The sequence below is a fragment of the Actinomycetospora sp. 2LY8.5 genome (assembly GCF_057180585.1).
The window spans coordinates 77,300-92,501 of sequence record NZ_JBXUHE010000030.1 but is presented as its reverse complement, the minus strand read 5'-3'; the positions used below and the strand labels follow the sequence as shown (position 1 = coordinate 92,501).

The 15,202-nt window shown below is 74.1% G+C and carries 16 protein-coding genes and 1 pseudogene; 10 read left to right on the top strand and 7 right to left on the bottom strand.

The window, feature by feature from the left end; translation table 11 throughout:
• Positions 1 to 114: 114 nt before the first annotated feature.
• From AC2A1K_RS25785 to AC2A1K_RS25770, 4 genes are all read right to left on the bottom strand, one after another.
• On the bottom strand, positions 115 to 384 hold the full coding sequence (locus tag AC2A1K_RS25785) for a hypothetical protein (protein ID WP_483899190.1): 270 nt from the start codon (positions 382 to 384) through the stop codon (positions 115 to 117).
• A gap of 312 nt (positions 385 to 696) precedes the next feature.
• Positions 697 to 1,332, bottom strand: coding sequence for a nicotinate-nucleotide adenylyltransferase (nadD, locus tag AC2A1K_RS25780; protein ID WP_483899189.1), 636 nt, complete (start codon positions 1,330 to 1,332; stop codon positions 697 to 699).
• Between the two features lie 190 nt (positions 1,333 to 1,522).
• Positions 1,523 to 2,962 (bottom strand): VWA domain-containing protein, encoded by a 1,440-nt coding sequence (locus AC2A1K_RS25775; protein WP_483899188.1) that lies wholly within the window; start codon positions 2,960 to 2,962, stop codon positions 1,523 to 1,525.
• 37 nt (positions 2,963 to 2,999) lie between these two features.
• Complete coding sequence (locus AC2A1K_RS25770) at positions 3,000 to 3,896, bottom strand: AAA family ATPase (RefSeq protein WP_483899187.1); 897 nt, start codon at positions 3,894 to 3,896, stop codon at positions 3,000 to 3,002.
• A gap of 103 nt (positions 3,897 to 3,999) precedes the next feature.
• On the opposite strand from AC2A1K_RS25770, the gene AC2A1K_RS25765 reads away from it, so the two are divergent.
• On the top strand, positions 4,000 to 5,454 hold the full coding sequence (locus AC2A1K_RS25765) for an amidohydrolase (protein WP_483899186.1): 1,455 nt from the start codon (positions 4,000 to 4,002) through the stop codon (positions 5,452 to 5,454).
• On the opposite strand, the gene AC2A1K_RS25760 is transcribed toward AC2A1K_RS25765, so the two are convergent.
• Positions 5,451 to 6,068 carry an MSMEG_1061 family FMN-dependent PPOX-type flavoprotein gene (locus AC2A1K_RS25760; protein ID WP_483899185.1) on the bottom strand — a complete coding sequence of 206 codons (618 nt, stop codon included), beginning with the start codon at positions 6,066 to 6,068 and terminating at the stop codon, positions 5,451 to 5,453. The two genes, AC2A1K_RS25765 and AC2A1K_RS25760, sit on opposite strands and share 4 nt — an antisense overlap.
• 242 nt (positions 6,069 to 6,310) lie before the next feature.
• On the opposite strand from AC2A1K_RS25760, the gene AC2A1K_RS25755 reads away from it, so the two are divergent.
• The 7 genes from AC2A1K_RS25755 (at position 6,311) to AC2A1K_RS25725 (ending at position 12,817) form a co-directional block, all read left to right on the top strand.
• On the top strand, positions 6,311 to 8,440 hold the full coding sequence (locus AC2A1K_RS25755) for a RecQ family ATP-dependent DNA helicase (protein WP_483899184.1): 2,130 nt from the start codon (positions 6,311 to 6,313) through the stop codon (positions 8,438 to 8,440).
• 135 nt (positions 8,441 to 8,575) lie between these two features.
• On the top strand, positions 8,576 to 8,911 hold the full coding sequence (locus AC2A1K_RS25750) for a DUF3040 domain-containing protein (RefSeq protein WP_483899183.1): 336 nt from the start codon (positions 8,576 to 8,578) through the stop codon (positions 8,909 to 8,911).
• Between the two features lie 55 nt (positions 8,912 to 8,966).
• A complete protein-coding gene (locus AC2A1K_RS25745) occupies positions 8,967 to 9,857 on the top strand; it encodes an MOSC domain-containing protein (RefSeq protein WP_483899182.1) in 891 nt (296 codons plus the stop codon).
• A 29-nt stretch (positions 9,858 to 9,886) separates the two neighbouring features.
• On the top strand, positions 9,887 to 11,398 hold the full coding sequence (locus AC2A1K_RS25740; RefSeq protein ID WP_483899181.1) for an acyl-CoA synthetase: 1,512 nt from the start codon (positions 9,887 to 9,889) through the stop codon (positions 11,396 to 11,398).
• Complete coding sequence (locus AC2A1K_RS25735) at positions 11,395 to 12,093, top strand: ComEA family DNA-binding protein (RefSeq protein ID WP_483899180.1); 699 nt, start codon at positions 11,395 to 11,397, stop codon at positions 12,091 to 12,093. The genes AC2A1K_RS25740 and AC2A1K_RS25735 overlap by 4 nt, the downstream gene beginning before the upstream one ends.
• Positions 12,094 to 12,118: 25 nt before the next feature.
• A complete protein-coding gene (locus AC2A1K_RS25730; RefSeq protein WP_483899179.1) occupies positions 12,119 to 12,589 on the top strand; it encodes an SRPBCC family protein in 471 nt (156 codons plus the stop codon).
• An 18-nt stretch (positions 12,590 to 12,607) separates the two neighbouring features.
• Positions 12,608 to 12,817: a hypothetical protein gene (locus AC2A1K_RS25725; protein ID WP_483899178.1), complete on the top strand. Its 210-nt coding sequence runs from the start codon at positions 12,608 to 12,610 to the stop codon at positions 12,815 to 12,817.
• On the opposite strand, the gene AC2A1K_RS25720 is transcribed toward AC2A1K_RS25725, so the two are convergent.
• Complete coding sequence (locus AC2A1K_RS25720) at positions 12,814 to 12,957, bottom strand: hypothetical protein (protein WP_483899177.1); 144 nt, start codon at positions 12,955 to 12,957, stop codon at positions 12,814 to 12,816. The two genes, AC2A1K_RS25725 and AC2A1K_RS25720, sit on opposite strands and share 4 nt — an antisense overlap.
• 152 nt (positions 12,958 to 13,109) lie before the next feature.
• A complete protein-coding gene (locus tag AC2A1K_RS25715) occupies positions 13,110 to 14,417 on the bottom strand; it encodes an aldehyde dehydrogenase family protein (RefSeq protein WP_483899176.1) in 1,308 nt (435 codons plus the stop codon).
• Between the two features lie 187 nt (positions 14,418 to 14,604).
• On the opposite strand from AC2A1K_RS25715, the gene AC2A1K_RS25710 reads away from it, so the two are divergent.
• Entirely contained in the window at positions 14,605 to 14,862 is a 258-nt protein-coding gene (locus tag AC2A1K_RS25710) for a GntR family transcriptional regulator (RefSeq protein WP_483899175.1), read from the top strand.
• A pseudogene (locus tag AC2A1K_RS25705) lies at positions 14,781 to 15,194 on the top strand (hypothetical protein); the annotation flags it as partial. The gene AC2A1K_RS25710 and the pseudogene AC2A1K_RS25705, both read left to right, overlap by 82 nt.
• Positions 15,195 to 15,202 lie beyond the last annotated feature (8 nt).

Sequence of the window (15,202 nt, the reverse complement as noted above, 5' to 3'; positions counted from 1 at the left end):
GAGATGGTCGTCGATGTAGACGTAGAGTCCGGTCAGGAGGGTGTCCAGGTCTGTCGTCACAAACGGATCTTGGGCGCCCTCCGCCCTCCTTCCCGGCCACCACGCCGTTCGGACTTACTCGTCTAGGGGGCGCGGTGGCTCGATCCGGGCGCTCGGCACGTTCCAGGTGCGCGCGAACTCGCCGGGGGCGTCGGCCCAGGCGCGGGCGCGGTCCTCGGGCGGGATCGGCACGGGTGCTCCATCGACCTCATCAGGCGAGGTCGGCGGAGCCGCCGGAGGGATCACGTCGGCCGGCGGCCGGGTCACGAGCGTGGCCCGGGTCAGCGTGATCGGACCGGTCGGCGTCTCGTCGACGGCGACCTCGACGTCCTCGGTCCCGATCACACGGTGCCGGGTCACGACGCGGCCGCGGTGAGCGAGCAGGGGCCGAACGCGCCGACCAGCCCCCGAGCGCGGCGACGAGCATCGCGAGCACGACGACGGCGATGATCGGCCCGCGGGACGGGCGCCGCGGCGGCGGTGCGTCGGCGACGGGCGGCGGCATCGGCACCGAGATCACTCCCCCGACGGATGCCGCACCCCGGACGGGCATGGCACTCGGAGCGGATCTCGTCGGGTGAACGCAGCGCGTTGGTCGGCACGTCGACTCGCCACTCGTTCGTGTGGCGATCCCGTCGTTCGGCGTCGCGACCTCGACTACTCCGAGGCCACGTGCTCCGTCGGTCCGAGCACCCAGCCCTGCCCCGCCGGCCGGTACAGCCCGCGCTTGGCGATGTACTGCACGACCCCGTCGGGCACGAGGTACCAGACCGGCTCCCCCGCGGCGACGCGCTCGCGGCAGGCCGTCGACGAGATCGCCATCGCCGGCACCTCGAGCAGGCTGACCGAGCCGCGCGGGAGGTGGTCGTCGACCAGCTCGAAGCCGGGCCGGGTGACGCCGACGAAGTGGGCGAGCCGGAACATGTCGTCGGCCCGGTGCCACGAGAGGATCTGCTCGAGGGCGTCGGCGCCGGTGATGAAGAAGAGCTCGTCCTCGGGGAAGATCTTCGCGAGGTCGGCGAGAGTGTCGACCGTGTACGTCGCGCCCTCGCGGTCGACGTCGACGCGGCTCACCGTGAAGCGCGGGTTCGACGCCGTGGCCACGACCGTCATGAGGTAGCGGTCCTCGGCGGGGCTCACCGACTGGCTGTCCTTGCGGTAGGGCTGCCCGGTGGGGACGAACACGACCTCGTCGAGGGCGAAGCGCACCTGCGCCTCGCTGGCGGCCACGAGGTGGCCGTGGTGAATGGGGTCGAAGGTGCCGCCCATGACCCCGATCCGGCGGCCGCTCATCCGTTCAGCCTAGGTGTTCGGCTCCCACCCGGACGCCGCGGATGTCGAGCGCCACCTCGGGGGCTTCTCCGTGCGCTCCACCCCCTCGACTCGCCGTGGTCAACGGGGACTTCGCGCGCCTAGAAGCAGCGAACAGCACGTTCGCTGCCGACCCCGCCGCTCGCCCGGCGCGCCCCACTCGAGGCCCCCGCTAGACCGGCAGCAGGCCCGACACCACACCCGCGAGCTGGGCGGCGGTGCGGCACTCGTGCATCGGGACGACCTGCCCGTAGCTGCGCGCCGCCGAGTCGCCGGTGCCCCACTGGGCCTGCGGCTCCGGGTTGAGCCAGTGCACGTGCCGGGCCTGCTCGGCCAGGTCACCGAGCACGGCAAGGTTCGGGTCACGGTAGTTGGTGCGGGCGTCGCCGAGCAGCAGCAACGAGGTCCGCGGGCCGACGACGTCGGGCCAGCCCTCGCGGAAACGTCCGAGTGCCGAGCCGTAGTCGCTGTGCCCGTCGAACGCGATCAGCCCGGGGCGCGCGGTGATCTCGGCCATGACGCCGCCGAGGTCGGCGTCGGTGCCGAACAGGTCGGTGACCTCGACGCACCCGTCGACGAAGCAGAAGATCCGGATGCGGGAGAACTGCTCCCGCAGGGCCTGGACCAGCATCATCGTGAAGTGGCTGAACCCCGCCACCGACCCCGAGACGTCGCAGAACAGCACCAGCTCCGGGCGGCCGGGGCGCGGGCGGCGGAACGCCGGGCGCATCGGGACGCCCCCGGTGGACATCGACCGGCGCAGGGTGCGGCGCAGGTCGATCGGGCCGCGTCGGGCGCGACGGCGGCGGGCGGCCAGCCGCGACGCGAGATGGCGCGCGAGCGGCGCGACGCGGCGGCGCAGGTCGGCGAGCTGCTCGGAGTTCGCGGTGAGGAACTCGACGCGGTCGCCCTGCTTCGGTACTCCCGTGCGTGCGGCCGCCTCCCGTCCCCGGATCTCCGCGCCCCGGCGGCGGGCCTCGTCGGTGACCATGCGGCGGAACGAGCTGATCCTCATCCGCACCTGGCGCCGCGAGACCTCCTCGGCGAACGGGCTGTCCCAGTCGGCGTCGGCGCCGCCGCGCAGGTCGGCGAGCACGCGCGCGAGCAGCGTCTCGGGCCGCACCGCGTTGAGCGCCTGGTAGGCCGACCACGTCGACGGGCGTCCACCCTCGCCGCGGTCGCCCCCGCCGCCCTGACCCTGGCCCCGCCCCACCGCGCCCAACCCGTCGACGACCGCGCGGGCGAGCTCGGCCATCGCGGTGTCCGCGAAGGCGTCGCCGCGCTGCAGCAGGCCGGCGAGCAGGTCGCGCAACGCCTCGAGGTCGACCGACCCGTCCTCGGCGTAGGGCAGCGCGACCTCGCCGAGCGCGGCGCCCTGCCCGAGCGGGAACCAGAGGTCGAACAGCGCGTCGAACACCGCCCGCTGCCCGGAGCGGCGCAGCATCGCCGCGGCGAGGCCCTCGCGCAGCTGCTCGCGCTGCAGCAGGTCGAGCTCGGCGATCACCGCGGCGGCGTCGACCGACTCCCCCGGCCCCACCGCGATCCCGGCCCGACGCAGCGCGCCGACGAAGTCGACGAGGTACGCGGGGAGACCGCCGGTGACCGCCGTCACGGTGCGGCTCCCGTGCGCTGCGTGTCCGCCGGGGCCATCAGTTCAGCCGGAGCTCGGCGACGACCTTCTGCGCGTCGGCCTGGTGCTTGAGCACGACGCCCAGGGTGGAGCGCACCGTCTCGTCGTCGAGGGTGTCGAGGCCGAGCGCGAGCACCGTGCGGCCCCAGTCGATGGTCTCCGACACCGATGGTGCCTTGCGCAGCTGGATGCCGCGCAGCACGTTGACGATCCGCACGAGCTCCTCGGCGAGCGCCTCGGGCAACCGGGGCACGCGGGCGAGCACGATCCGGCGCTCGAGATCGGGGTCGGGGAAGTCGAGGTGCAGGAACAGGCACCGGCGCTTGAGCGCCTCGGACAGCTCGCGGGTGGCGTTCGAGGTGAGCAGCGTGAACGGGCGCTGGTTCGCCGTGATCGTGCCCCACTCGGGGACGGTGACCTGGAAGTCGCCGAGCACCTCGAGGAGCAGGCCCTCGACCTCGACGTCGGCCTTGTCGGTCTCGTCGACGAGCAGCACCGTCGGGTCCTCGCGCCGGATCGCGGTGAGCAGCGGGCGCGGGAGCAGGAACTCCTCGGAGAACACGTCGTCGCGCGTGGCGTCCCACGACTCGGGGTGGGTGGGCGACGATGCTGCCGCGGTGATCCGCAGCAGCTGCTTGGCGTGGTTCCACTCGTAGAGCGCGCGCGCCTCGTCGATGCCCTCGTAGCACTGCAGGCGCACGAGCCCCGCCCCCGTGGCCTCGGCCACGGCCCGCGCCAGCTCCGTCTTGCCGACGCCCGCCGGGCCCTCGACGAGCAGCGGCTTGCCGAGGCGGTCGGCGAGGAAGACGGTGGTCGCGACGGCGGTGGACGCGAGGTAGCCGACGTCGGCGAGCCGTGTCACGACGTCGTCGACGGAGTCGAACAACGTCTTCTGGCCGACCGGCTCGGTGCTCACGCGCCGCATCCTGCCTGCCGCGTCGCATGTTGTCCCGGCGATGTGGGCGAAGCCGGCCACGCCGACGTTGAAGGTCAGGGAAGCCACCTCGATCATGAGGACCATGACGGATGGCCCGGTCCTGCTGCACGGCGCCCGCACGCCCGGGTCGACGGGCGCGGTCGACGTGCGCCTCGCCCGCGGGGTCGTGGCGTCCGTCACGCCCGCCGGCGAGGTCGACGCGCAGCCCGGCGACGAGGTCGTCGACGCCCGGGGCGCCACCGTCATGCCGGGCCTGGTCGACGCGCACGTGCACTGGTCGCAGTGGGCCCAGGCGCGCCGGCGCGTCGACGTCGGTCACGCCCGCGCCCCCGAGGAGGTCGCGACGATCATGGCGGCGGCAGCTCGCGGCGCGCCGGGACTGGTCGTCGGGCACGGCTTCCGCGCGGCGCTGTGGTCCCGCGCGCCGCACAAGGACATGCTCGAGCGCGTGGCGCCGGGCGTGCCGATCGCGCTGGTCAGCGACGACCTGCACGCCGTCTGGCTCAGCCCCGCCGGCCTGGCACGCTTCGGCCGCGACCACCCGACGGGCCTGCTGCGCGAGCAGGAGGCGTTCGCCGTCATGGGCGAGCTGTCCGCGGTGCCGGACCCCGACGAGCTGGACCGCTGGGTGGCCGAGGCGTCCGCGGAGGCCGCGGCGCGCGGGCTGAGCGGGATCCGCGACTTCGAGTACGACGACACCCCGGCGACCTGGGTGCGACGGGCGGAACACGGGCTGTCGCTGCGGGTCGAGGCCGCGGTCTGGGAGCCGTGGCTCGCCGCGACGCTCGACCGCCACCACCGGACGGGCGACGTCGTCGGTCACCTAGTGCGCGTCGGGCCGTTCAAGATCCTCGCCGACGGCTCCCTGAACACGCGCACCGCCGCGTGCCACCACGCCTACCCCGACCCCGCCGACGGCCACGGCGCGCTCAACATCGACCCCGGTGACCTCCGCGAGCTCATGGCCCGCGTCGCCCGCCACGGCCTGCACCCCGCCGTCCACGCCATCGGCGACCGCGCCAACGCCGTCGTGCTCGACGCGTTCGCGCACGTCGAGGGCCCCGGCAGCATCGAGCACGCGCAGCTGGTCGCGGCCGAGGACGTCGCCCGCTTCGCGCGCCCCGGCCTCGTCGCGTCGGTGCAGCCCGCCCACCTGGTCGACGACCGCGACGTCGCCGAACGGCACTGGCCCGACGTCCACGCCCGCGCCTACCCCTACGCCGACCTCGTCGCCGCCGGCGCGCGCCTGGCGTTGGGGTCCGACGCTCCGGTGGCGCCGCCCGACCCGTGGGCCGCGATCGCCGCGGCCGTCGCGCGCACCGGCGACGAGCGCCCGCCGTGGCACCCCGAGCAGGCCCTCGACGTCGTGACGGCCCTGCGCGCCTCGTGCGGCGGGCATCTCGAGCCGCGCCCCGGCGACCCGGCCGACGTCGTGCTCCTCGACGAGGACCCGCTGCACGCCGACCCGGGCACGCTGCGCGCGATGCCGGTGCGGGCGACCGTCCTCGCGGGACGGTTCACGCACCGGGTCGGCTAGTACTGGTTGGCGCGGGCGTCCACCTTCAGCGCCGCATCGATCGCCGACGCGGGCACGTGGGTCCCCGAGATGCTCTTGGCCATCTTCCCGGCGGTCGGGACGTCGCCGCGGCCGGGCCAGCTCGCCGCGTCCCACAGCGACGACCGCGCGAAGGCCTTCGCGCAGTGCAGGAAGAGCTCGTCGATCTCGACGACGACCGCGAGCTCCGGCGTCTTGCCCTTGACGACGAACCGGTCCGCGAACAGCGGATCCCGGAAGATCCGGGCGCGCCCGTTGATCCGCAGCGTGTGGTCGCGCCCGGGCACGAGGAACAGCATCCCGACGTGCGGGTGGTCGAGGATGTTGCGGAACGAGTCGAGCCGGTGGTTGCCGGGTCGGTCGGCGAACGCGACCGCCTTCCCGCCCTCGAGCACGAGCACCTGGCCCGCGGGGTCGCCGCGCGGCGAGACGTCGACGCTGCCGTCGGCGCCGGTGGTGGCGAGCAGGAAGAACGGCGAGGCCTCGAGGAACCGGCGGGACTGGTCGTCGACGTGGTCGATCGCCTTCTCGGCGATGAACTGCGCGGGCTCGGGCACGACGGCGCGCAGCGCGGCCAGGTCGGTGATCTCCGGCATCAGGTGCTCCGGTGGGAGAGGTTTACTGAGGTGACCCTAACTCAGAACGCCGTTCCGAGACCATCGGGTCACACGAAGGCCCCCGCGTAGGCACTGAGCGCGGGCTGGCCACCGAGGTGGGCGTCGAGGACGGTCGAGTCCGCGCCGATGTCGAAGCCCGCGGGGTCGAGGCGCACGCGCTCCTGTCTCCACGCGCGCGCCGCGCTGTCCGGACTGTCGGGCGCCTGTGCTTTCGTGGGGGCATGACGGCGACCACCGACCTCCGCTCGGACGCCGAGGCGACGCTGCAGCGCCTCGCCGGCCCCGACGCCGCGCTGCGCGAGGACCAGTGGGCCGCCATCCACGCGCTCGTGGCCGAGGGGCGGCGCGCCCTCGTCGTCCAGCGCACCGGGTGGGGCAAGAGCGCGGTCTACTTCGTCGCCACGGCGCTGATCCGGCGGCGGGGCGGGGGCCCCACGGTCATCGTCAGCCCGCTGCTCGCCCTCATGCGCAACCAGATCGACGCGGCGAACCGCGCGGGCATCCACGCGGTGACGGTCAACTCCGCCAACACCGACGACTGGCAGGACGTCTACGCCGAGGTCCAGGCGGGCGCGGTCGACGTGCTGCTCGTCAGCCCGGAGCGGCTCAACAACCCCGAGTTCCGCGATCAGGTGCTCCCCGAGCTCAGCCGCACCGCGGGCATGCTCGTCGTCGACGAGGCGCACTGCATCTCCGACTGGGGGCACGACTTCCGGCCCGACTACCGCCGGTTGCGCACCCTGATCGCCGACCTGCCCGACGGCGTGCCGGTGCTGGCCACCACGGCGACGGCGAACGATCGGGTGACCACGGACGTCGCCGACCAGCTGGGCGTCTCGAGCAGTCACGACCACGCGCTGGTGCTGCGCGGCGAGCTCGACCGCGAGTCGCTGCGCCTCGGGGTGCTGCCGCTGGACAAGGGCGCGGATCGCTTCGCCTGGCTCGCCCAGCACCTCGACGACCTGCCGGGCTCGGGCATCGTCTACACGCTGACGGTCTCGGCGGCCGACGAGCTCGCCGCGTTCCTGCGCGAGCGGGGGCACCCGGTCGCCGCCTACACGGGCAAGACCGATCCCGCCGAGCGCGAGCGCGCCGAGGACGACCTGCTGGCCAACCGGGTCAAGGCCCTGGTGGCGACGAGCGCGCTGGGCATGGGGTTCGACAAGCCCGATCTCGGCTTCGTCGTGCACCTCGGGGCGCCGCAGTCGCCGGTGGCCTACTACCAGCAGATCGGCCGCGCGGGCCGTGGCGTCGAGCGCGCCGAGGTGCTGCTGCTCCCCGGCCCGGAGGACCGCGACATCTGGGCGTACTTCGCCTCGCTGGCCTTCCCCGCCGAGCCGCAGGTCCGCGTGGCCCTCAGCGTCCTCGACGACGCCGGGCGCCCGATGTCCACGGCCGCCCTGGAGCCGCGGGTGGAGCTGAGCCGCGGTCGGCTGGAGATGATGCTCAAGGTCCTCGACACCGACGGCGCCGTCCGCCGCGTCAAGGGCGGGTGGGAGGCCACCGGGCAGCCGTGGGAGTACGACGGCGCCCGCTACACCGGGCTCGCCAAGGCCCGGCGCGCCGAGCAGCAGGCGATGCTCGACTACATCGCCACCGGCGGCTGCCGCATGGAGTTCCTTCGCCGCCAGCTCGACGACCCGGGAGCCGCCCCGTGCGGGCGCTGCGACAACTGCACCGGCCGCCACGCCGACCCGACGATCGGCGAGGACGTCCGCGTGCAGGCGCAGACGACGCTCGACCGGCCCGGGGTCCCGCTGCCGCCACGCAAGCAGTGGCCCAGCGGCATGGACGCCCTGGACGTGCCGCTCAAGGGCAAGATCGCGGCCGGTGACGCCGCCGAGGAGGGCCGGGCGCTCGGCCGCCTCACCGACGTCGGATGGGGCCCGCGCCTGCGCCCGCTGCTGCGGTCCGACGACCTCGTGCCCGACGCCGCGGTCGACGCCGTCGTCGAGGTGCTCAAGGGCTGGGACTGGGCACAGCGCCCGGCGAGCGTGGTCTGGCTGCCCTCGCGTCGGCGCCCGGTGCTCGTCGAGAGCTTCGCCCAGCGCATCGCGAGCATCGGGCGCCTGCCCCTGCTCGGCGCGCTGGCCGACACCGCTCCCCCGATCTACGAGGACCCGGAGGACCCCGACAACGGAGCCGAGCCCGAACAGCCCAACTCCGCCCAGCGCCTCGCCGAGGTGTGGTCTCGGCTGTCGGTCCCCAGCGGGATGGACCCGAGCGCCGGCCCGGTCCTGCTCGTCGACGACGTCGCCGACTCGGGGTGGACGCTCACCGTCGCCGCAGCGCGGCTGCGACGGGCGGGCGCGCCGGCCGTGCTGCCGCTGGTCCTGGCCACCACGACCTGAGGGGCCGGGCCGGTCCTCGTCGTGTTCTCGCCCCGTTCTCAGGGGCCGTTCAGCTCCGTCCGCGACACTCGCGGGTGAAATGTCGGGGTTGCCCGATTCCCGACGCGCTCCGCCCTCCGACGAGAGGACCCGAGCATGACGACGCCCCGCACGCCCGAGCCCTCCGAGCCGCGCCCGCTCTCGGACCGCGAGAAGCGCGCCCTCCACGACCTCGAGGCCCGCCTCGTCGACGACGACCCGGCGCTGAGCCTGAGCCTGCGCCGGCCCGCGCCGTGGCGGCAGCACCTGTCGAACCAGGCCCTGAACGTGATCGTCCAGGTCGCCGTGGTGGTCGCCGTGCTCGTGGTCGTGCTGCCCGCCCCGTGGGGCGCGGCGCTCGTCGCCGTCGCCCTCATGGTCGTCCCCGGGACGCTGTCGATCCTCGCGTCGCGTCAGGAACAGCAGGCGCGCCGTGAGCACGGGGAATCGTGACCCCGACCGACCGGCCGGTTCCCGAGACCCGTCCGTGGGTGGTATGCCCTGCGGTGTGACGGTCGCCGCGCTCTACCGCTATCCCGTCAAGTCCATGCGCGGAGAGTCCCTGAGCCGCGCCGTGCTCGACGAGCGCGGGGTCGCGGGCGATCGCGCCTATGCGGTGCTCGACGTCGAGTCCGGCATCATCGCGAGCGCCAAGGTGCCCAAGCGCTGGGCCACGCTGCTGGAGTTCTCGGCGACGTTCGCGGGCGAGCCGGTGGCCGGTGAGCCCGCCCCGCCGGTGATCATCACGTTCCCGGACGGGTCGACCCGCCGCAGTGACGACCCCGACGTCGACCAGGCGCTCTCCGACGTACTGGGTCGCGAGGTCCGGCTCGTCACGACCGCGCCCGAGGCGCCCAGGTTCGAGGAGCTCTGGGCCGACCTCGACGGGATGGACCGCGAGAGCCTGGCCCCCGAGCACATCATCGACGCCACCACGTCGCGCCGGGAGGACACCGGCGAGGCGATCAGCAGCTTCGACGTCGCCGCGTTCGCCCCACCCGGGCGGTTCTACGACCTCGCCGCCCTGCACGTCGTCACCGAGTCGACCTTGGAGCGGCTCGCCGAGCTCGCGCCCGAGAGCGACGTCGACGTCCGCCGCTACCGCCCCAACGTCGTGCTCGCCGACACCGGCTCCGGGTTCGTCGAGAACGAGTGGCCGGGCCGGGAGATGACGCTCGGCGACGTGCGGGTCGCCTACACGTTCCAGACCATGCGCTGCGTCATGACGACGATGGCCCAGGGCGATCTCCCCGACGACCGCAATACGCTGCGCACCGTCGCGAAGAACAACCGCATCATGATCGAGAAGCCCGAGGTCGCCGGCACGTGGGCCTGCGCCGGGGTGTATGCCGACGTGAGCGCCGGCGGCGAGGTCGCCGTCGGGGACACCCACGCCTGACCGATCGCCCTACCCGAGGAGACGCACCGGTGGACACCCGCTCGAGCACCGTCGACGGGGTGCTCTCCCGCAGCGCCCGCCGCACCCCGGACCGCGTGGCGCTGCTCTTCGCGGACCGCCGCTGGACCTACCGGGAGCTGGACGACGCCGTCACCCGCGCGGCCGGGTTCCTCGCCGAGCTCGGCGTGGGCGCGGGGGACCGCGTCGCCACCTACGGCACGAACTCCGATGCGTACCTGCTCGCCTTCCTGGGCGCCTCGAGACTCGGCGCGATCCACGTGCCGATCAACTACGCGCTCACCGGCGAGGAGCTCGGGTACCTGATCGAGCAGTCGGGCAGCCGCCTGCTGCTGATCGACCCGGCGCTCGCCGGGCCCGTCGACGCGCTCCCGGAGCAGCCCCAGCAGGTGGTGCCGCTGCGCGACGCCCCCGGCTCGCTGCTCGACCGGGCCCGCACCGGCGACATCCCGGAGCTGACGGCCACGGTCGCCGACACCGACCTCGTCCAGCTCCTCTACACCTCGGGCACCACGTCGCGCCCCAAGGGCGCGATGATGACCCACCGCGGCCTGGTGCACGAGTACGTCTCCGGCGTGCACTCGCTGGCGATGTCGGAGAACGACCGCCCGCTGCACGCGATGCCGCTGTACCACTCGGCGGGCATGCAGCTGTTCCTCATGCCCTACCTCATGGTCGGTGCGACCAACCACCTCATGGAGGCGCCGGACATCCCCGAGATCCTGCGCCGGGTCGAGGCCGACGGCATCGGCGCGATCTTCCTGGCCCCGACGGTCTGGGTGCCGCTGGTCAACCACGACGACTTCGGCACCCGCGACCTCACCAGCCTGCGCAAGGCGTTCTACGGCGCGTCGATCATGCCGGTGCCGGTCCTGAACCGGCTGCGCGCGGCGCTGCCGGCGCTCGGGGTCTACAACTGCTTCGGCCAGTCCGAGATCGGACCTCTCGCTACGGTGCTGCAGCCCGAGGAGCACGACGAGCGCCCCGACTCCTGCGGGCGCCCGGTGCTCTTCGTCGAGCTGCGGGTGATCGACGACGAGGGCCGCGACGTCGCGCCGGGCGACACCGGCGAGGTGGTCTACCGCTCGCCGCAGCTCTGCGAGGGCTACTGGGACAAGCCCGAGGAGACCGCCGAGGCCTTCCGCGACGGCTGGTTCCACTCCGGCGACCTCGTGCGCATCGACGAGCAGGGCTACATCACCGTCGTCGACCGCATCAAGGACGTGATCAACACCGGCGGCGTGCTCGTCGCGTCCCGCGAGGTGGAGGACGCGCTGTACACCCACGAGGCCGTGGCCGAGGTGGCCGTCATCGGGACGCCGGACGAGCGCTGGATCGAGGCGGTCACGGCGTTCGTCGTCCAGAAGACCGAGGTCTCGGAGGACGAGCTGATCACCCACGTGCGCGGCCGGCTCGCGGGCTTCAAGACACCGAAGAACATCCACTTCGTCGGCGAGCTGCCCCGCAACCAATCGGGCAAGCTGCTCAAGCGCGTCCTGCGCGACCAGGTCCCGAAGTCGTGACCGAGGTGCCGCCGCGCCGGGGGAACTGGTTCACGCGGGGCGGCTGGTGGTTCTTCGTGCACGTGCTCAGCATGGGCCTGCTGCTGCCCGTGCCGCTGGCGCACGCCGCCGTGCGCACACGCCGCGCTCCCTACGTCGCGCTCTCGATCGCCTCGGTCGTGCTCACCGTGACCACGTTCGTGCTGGTCCGGGTCTCCGACCGCACGCCGGACGGGCAGTCGTACGGTCTCGCGTCGGACCTCTCGTCGGCCACCATCCTCACGAGCCTGTTCGGCGGCCTCGTCCTGCTCATCCTCATCCGGCCCCGGGTCTTCGACCGCCCCGCGCCGAAGCCCACCGGGTGGGACCGCCCGCCGCCGGACCCGGCGATCGCCGCGGCCCTCGCCGCCCGCGAGCGCCGCGCGGAGGCCCGCCGCCTGGCCGCGCAGGACCCGCTGCTCGCCCGAGAGCTCCGCATCGGACGTCCCGACCTGACGCGGACCTACGACGACGGCGGCCTCGTCGACCTCAACACCGCGCCCGGACCCGTCATCGCCCGGACCCTCGGGATCGCGCCCGCCCACGCCGAGATGATCGTCACCGGCCGGGCCGCGGCGGGCCGGTTCACCGCCGTCGAGGACGTCTTCGCCTGGGTGGACCTGCCCTACGAGGTGTGGGACCAGGTGCGCGACCGCGGCGTGGTCCTGGGACGCTGACGCCCCCGACCGGTGGAGGCCCGTGGTGCAGGACCAGGTGACCGAGCACGTCGAGGCGTCGCCGGAAGCGGTGTGGGCGCTCGTCGCCGACGTGACGCAGACGCATCGCTACAGCGAGGAGACCTTCGAGGCCGAATGGCTCGACGGCGCCGAGGGGCCGGCGGTCGGGACCCGCTTCCGCGGGCACGTGCACCGCAACGGCCGGGGCCCGACGTACTGGTCGACCTGTCGGATCACCGCGTGCGAGCCGGGCCGGGAGTTCGGCTTCGAGGTCGTCGTCGGCGGCCGGTCGATCAACAACTGGCACTACCGGTTCGAGCCGGCCGGCACCGGCACGGACGTCACCGAGTCCTTCCACCTCACGCCGAGCGTCGGAACGCGCCTCTACTGGGCGCTCGCCGGGTGGGCCCGGGGGCGGACCAACCGCGCGAACATGCGCGCGACACTGCAGAAGATCAAGGCGATCGCCGAGTCCGAGGGTCGGCCGGCCACCTGAGTTCCCTGCTCAGCACGGGTGCGCTTCAAGGAGCGCACGAGCCGCGACAAGGACCGACGCACGCGGTTGCCGCACCTGGTCGTCACGCCCGGCGGCTACCGCGCGTTCGACCCCGAGTTGGTGCGCGACCGCAAGGACCTGCAGGAGACGACGGTCCGCACGGAGCTGCGGAACCAGGACAACGGCCCCGAGCTCGACGCGCCGCGCCATCTCGCCGGCATCGTCTAGTCCGCCGTCTCGAAGGACCCGGAGAACACCACCGCCGAGGACGCCCGAGGACGCCCGAGGACGCCGAGGACGCCGAGGACGCCGCCGCCGTCACCGAGAACCTGCGCGAGCTGCTGCGCGTCGCCCGCAACCTCGATCACCGGCGCGAGTACGGCACGCCGGCCGTCGACGACCGCACCAGCGCCCGGGAGCCGACCGCGCGAGCACGCGCCCTGTCCGCGGAGGCCCTCGAGAACGGGCGTGCCACCCGCGATCTCCTCTGAGACTCCCCCGACGCCGGTGGCTGGGGTGCTCACATGCCGGAGGCACCGATCGCCGTCGACGCCGGCACCACCACGTACTGACGCAGGCACAGGTCGGTGAACACCACCGGGCCCCGCGGGCCGGGGACGTGGTCGACATTGATCCCGGTCTCCGGCACGCGGCGCAACTTGACGCCGTCGAGGAGCCGGGTCGTCGCGTTCCAGAACACACCGGTACCCGCGTAGGTGTCGAGGAACGCCCGGGCCGCCGCCTCGTCCGCGGTGACGATCGCGGCGGCGAGGCCCGAGGTCTCGCGGTTGGCGATCGCCGCCGCGTCGGCGGGCCCGTCGGCGGGGGCGACGGTCACGGTCGCCTCGTTCCCGTCGTCGAGCGCCCACTCGTGCCCGAGGGCGTGGTCGTGCGGGGGCAGCGAGGCGCGCAGCCCGTGCTCGGAGAGGAGCTCGACCAGCCCGGGGACGACCTCGTCCCAGCGGTGGCGCTCGACGAGCAGGAGGTTGAGCCGGTTGCAGACGCCGAGCCGGTCGATCGACGACGTGACCATGATGCGCGTGAGGTCGGGCGGCGCGGCGCGGTCGACGTAGAGGACCCCGCCGCCGTCGGCGTGGGCGAGGGTGCGCACGCCGTGCTGGGCGGCCTCGAGACCGAGCGACCGCGTGGTGTCGCCGGACCCGCGCAGGATCACCAGCGGGACGAGCGCCGGGCGGCGGACGAGCTCGACGGCGCACTCGCGCCGCGGATCGGCGATGAGCACGACCGCGTCCGGGTCGAGGCCCGCGCCGGCCAGCGCGGGCGCGACGACGGCTTCCATGAGTGCGGTGGCCGACGCGAGCGCGGCGCCCCCGGTGCGCAGCACCCCCGCGTTGCGCGACTTCACCAGCTGCGACGCCACGTCAACGACCACGTTGGGCCGCGCCTCGAAGTTCGCGCCGATCACCCCGACCGGGCGCCTGCGCTCGATCAGCCGCAGGCCGTCGGGGCGCTCCTCGAGCACGGTGTCGATCTCGGGTGTGGGCACGTCGGCGAGCTCGCGCAGCGTCTCGGCCATCGCGTCGAGGCGCGTCTGGTCGAGGCGCAGCCGGTCGACGAGCGCCGGCGTGGTCCCGGTGCTCTCGGCCGCCGCGACGTCGGCGACGTTCGCGGCGAGCACCGTGTCCGCGGCCTCGGTGAGCAGACGCGCCATCCGGCGCAGGGCGTCGGCGACCTCGACGTCGTTCGCGGCCGCCATCCGCGGGGCCGCCGCGGCGGCACGGCGGCCGCAATCGGTGACGATCTCCGCGGGGTCGGTGGTGACGGGGGCGGCGGTGGTCGCGGTCACGGTGGTCGTCTGGCCCTGCACGCCCGCATTATGCCCGCACCCGGCGGCCCGCCCCGACCGCCCGTCCGGCCCGCCCGGGGAGCGGCCGTCCCCTGGTCACGCGCCGCGTCTGACAGGCTGAGACGACCGTGCACGATCCCAGGGAGGCCCGCCGTGACCGCTCAAGGTCCCGCTCGTCCCCGAGGACGAGCTCGGTCCACCGAGCCTGGTGGAGCTGGCCCTGACGCGCATCCGAGCCGACATCGTGCGGGGTGCGCTGGTACCGGGTGAGCGTCTGGTCGAGGAGCAGCTGACCCGGCGGTTCGGGGTGAGCCGCGCGCCGGTGCGCGAGGCGTTGCGCCTGCTGGCGCAGCAGGGGCTCGTCGAGCACCTGCCGCGGCGGGGGTGCGGGTCGTCGAGCTGTCGTCGCGCGACATCCAGGAGCTGTTCGACCTGCGCGACGCCCTCGAGCGCGTCGCCGTCGTGACCGCGCTCTCGGCTACGCCTTCGCCGCCGTCGTCCTCGTCGCCTTCGGCCTCGTCGAGCGGCGCCGCGCCGGGCTCGTGGCCGACGAGCCGGACGAGCCGGACGAGCCGGACGAGCCCGAAGCCACGACCGAGGGCACCACCGGGGACGTTCCCGCACCTCGCACCCCCGGCGACGTCCCGGCGTCACCCGAGGGCCCGGTCCGCGCGTGAGGGGAGCCCCACCCCGGAGACCGTCCTGGACCGTCCCGAGGTCGTCGCCGCGGTGGCCGCGGCCTTCGAGCGCTACGAGCAGGCGGTGCGAGAGGCCGACGTCGCCACGATGACCGAGCTGTTCTGGCC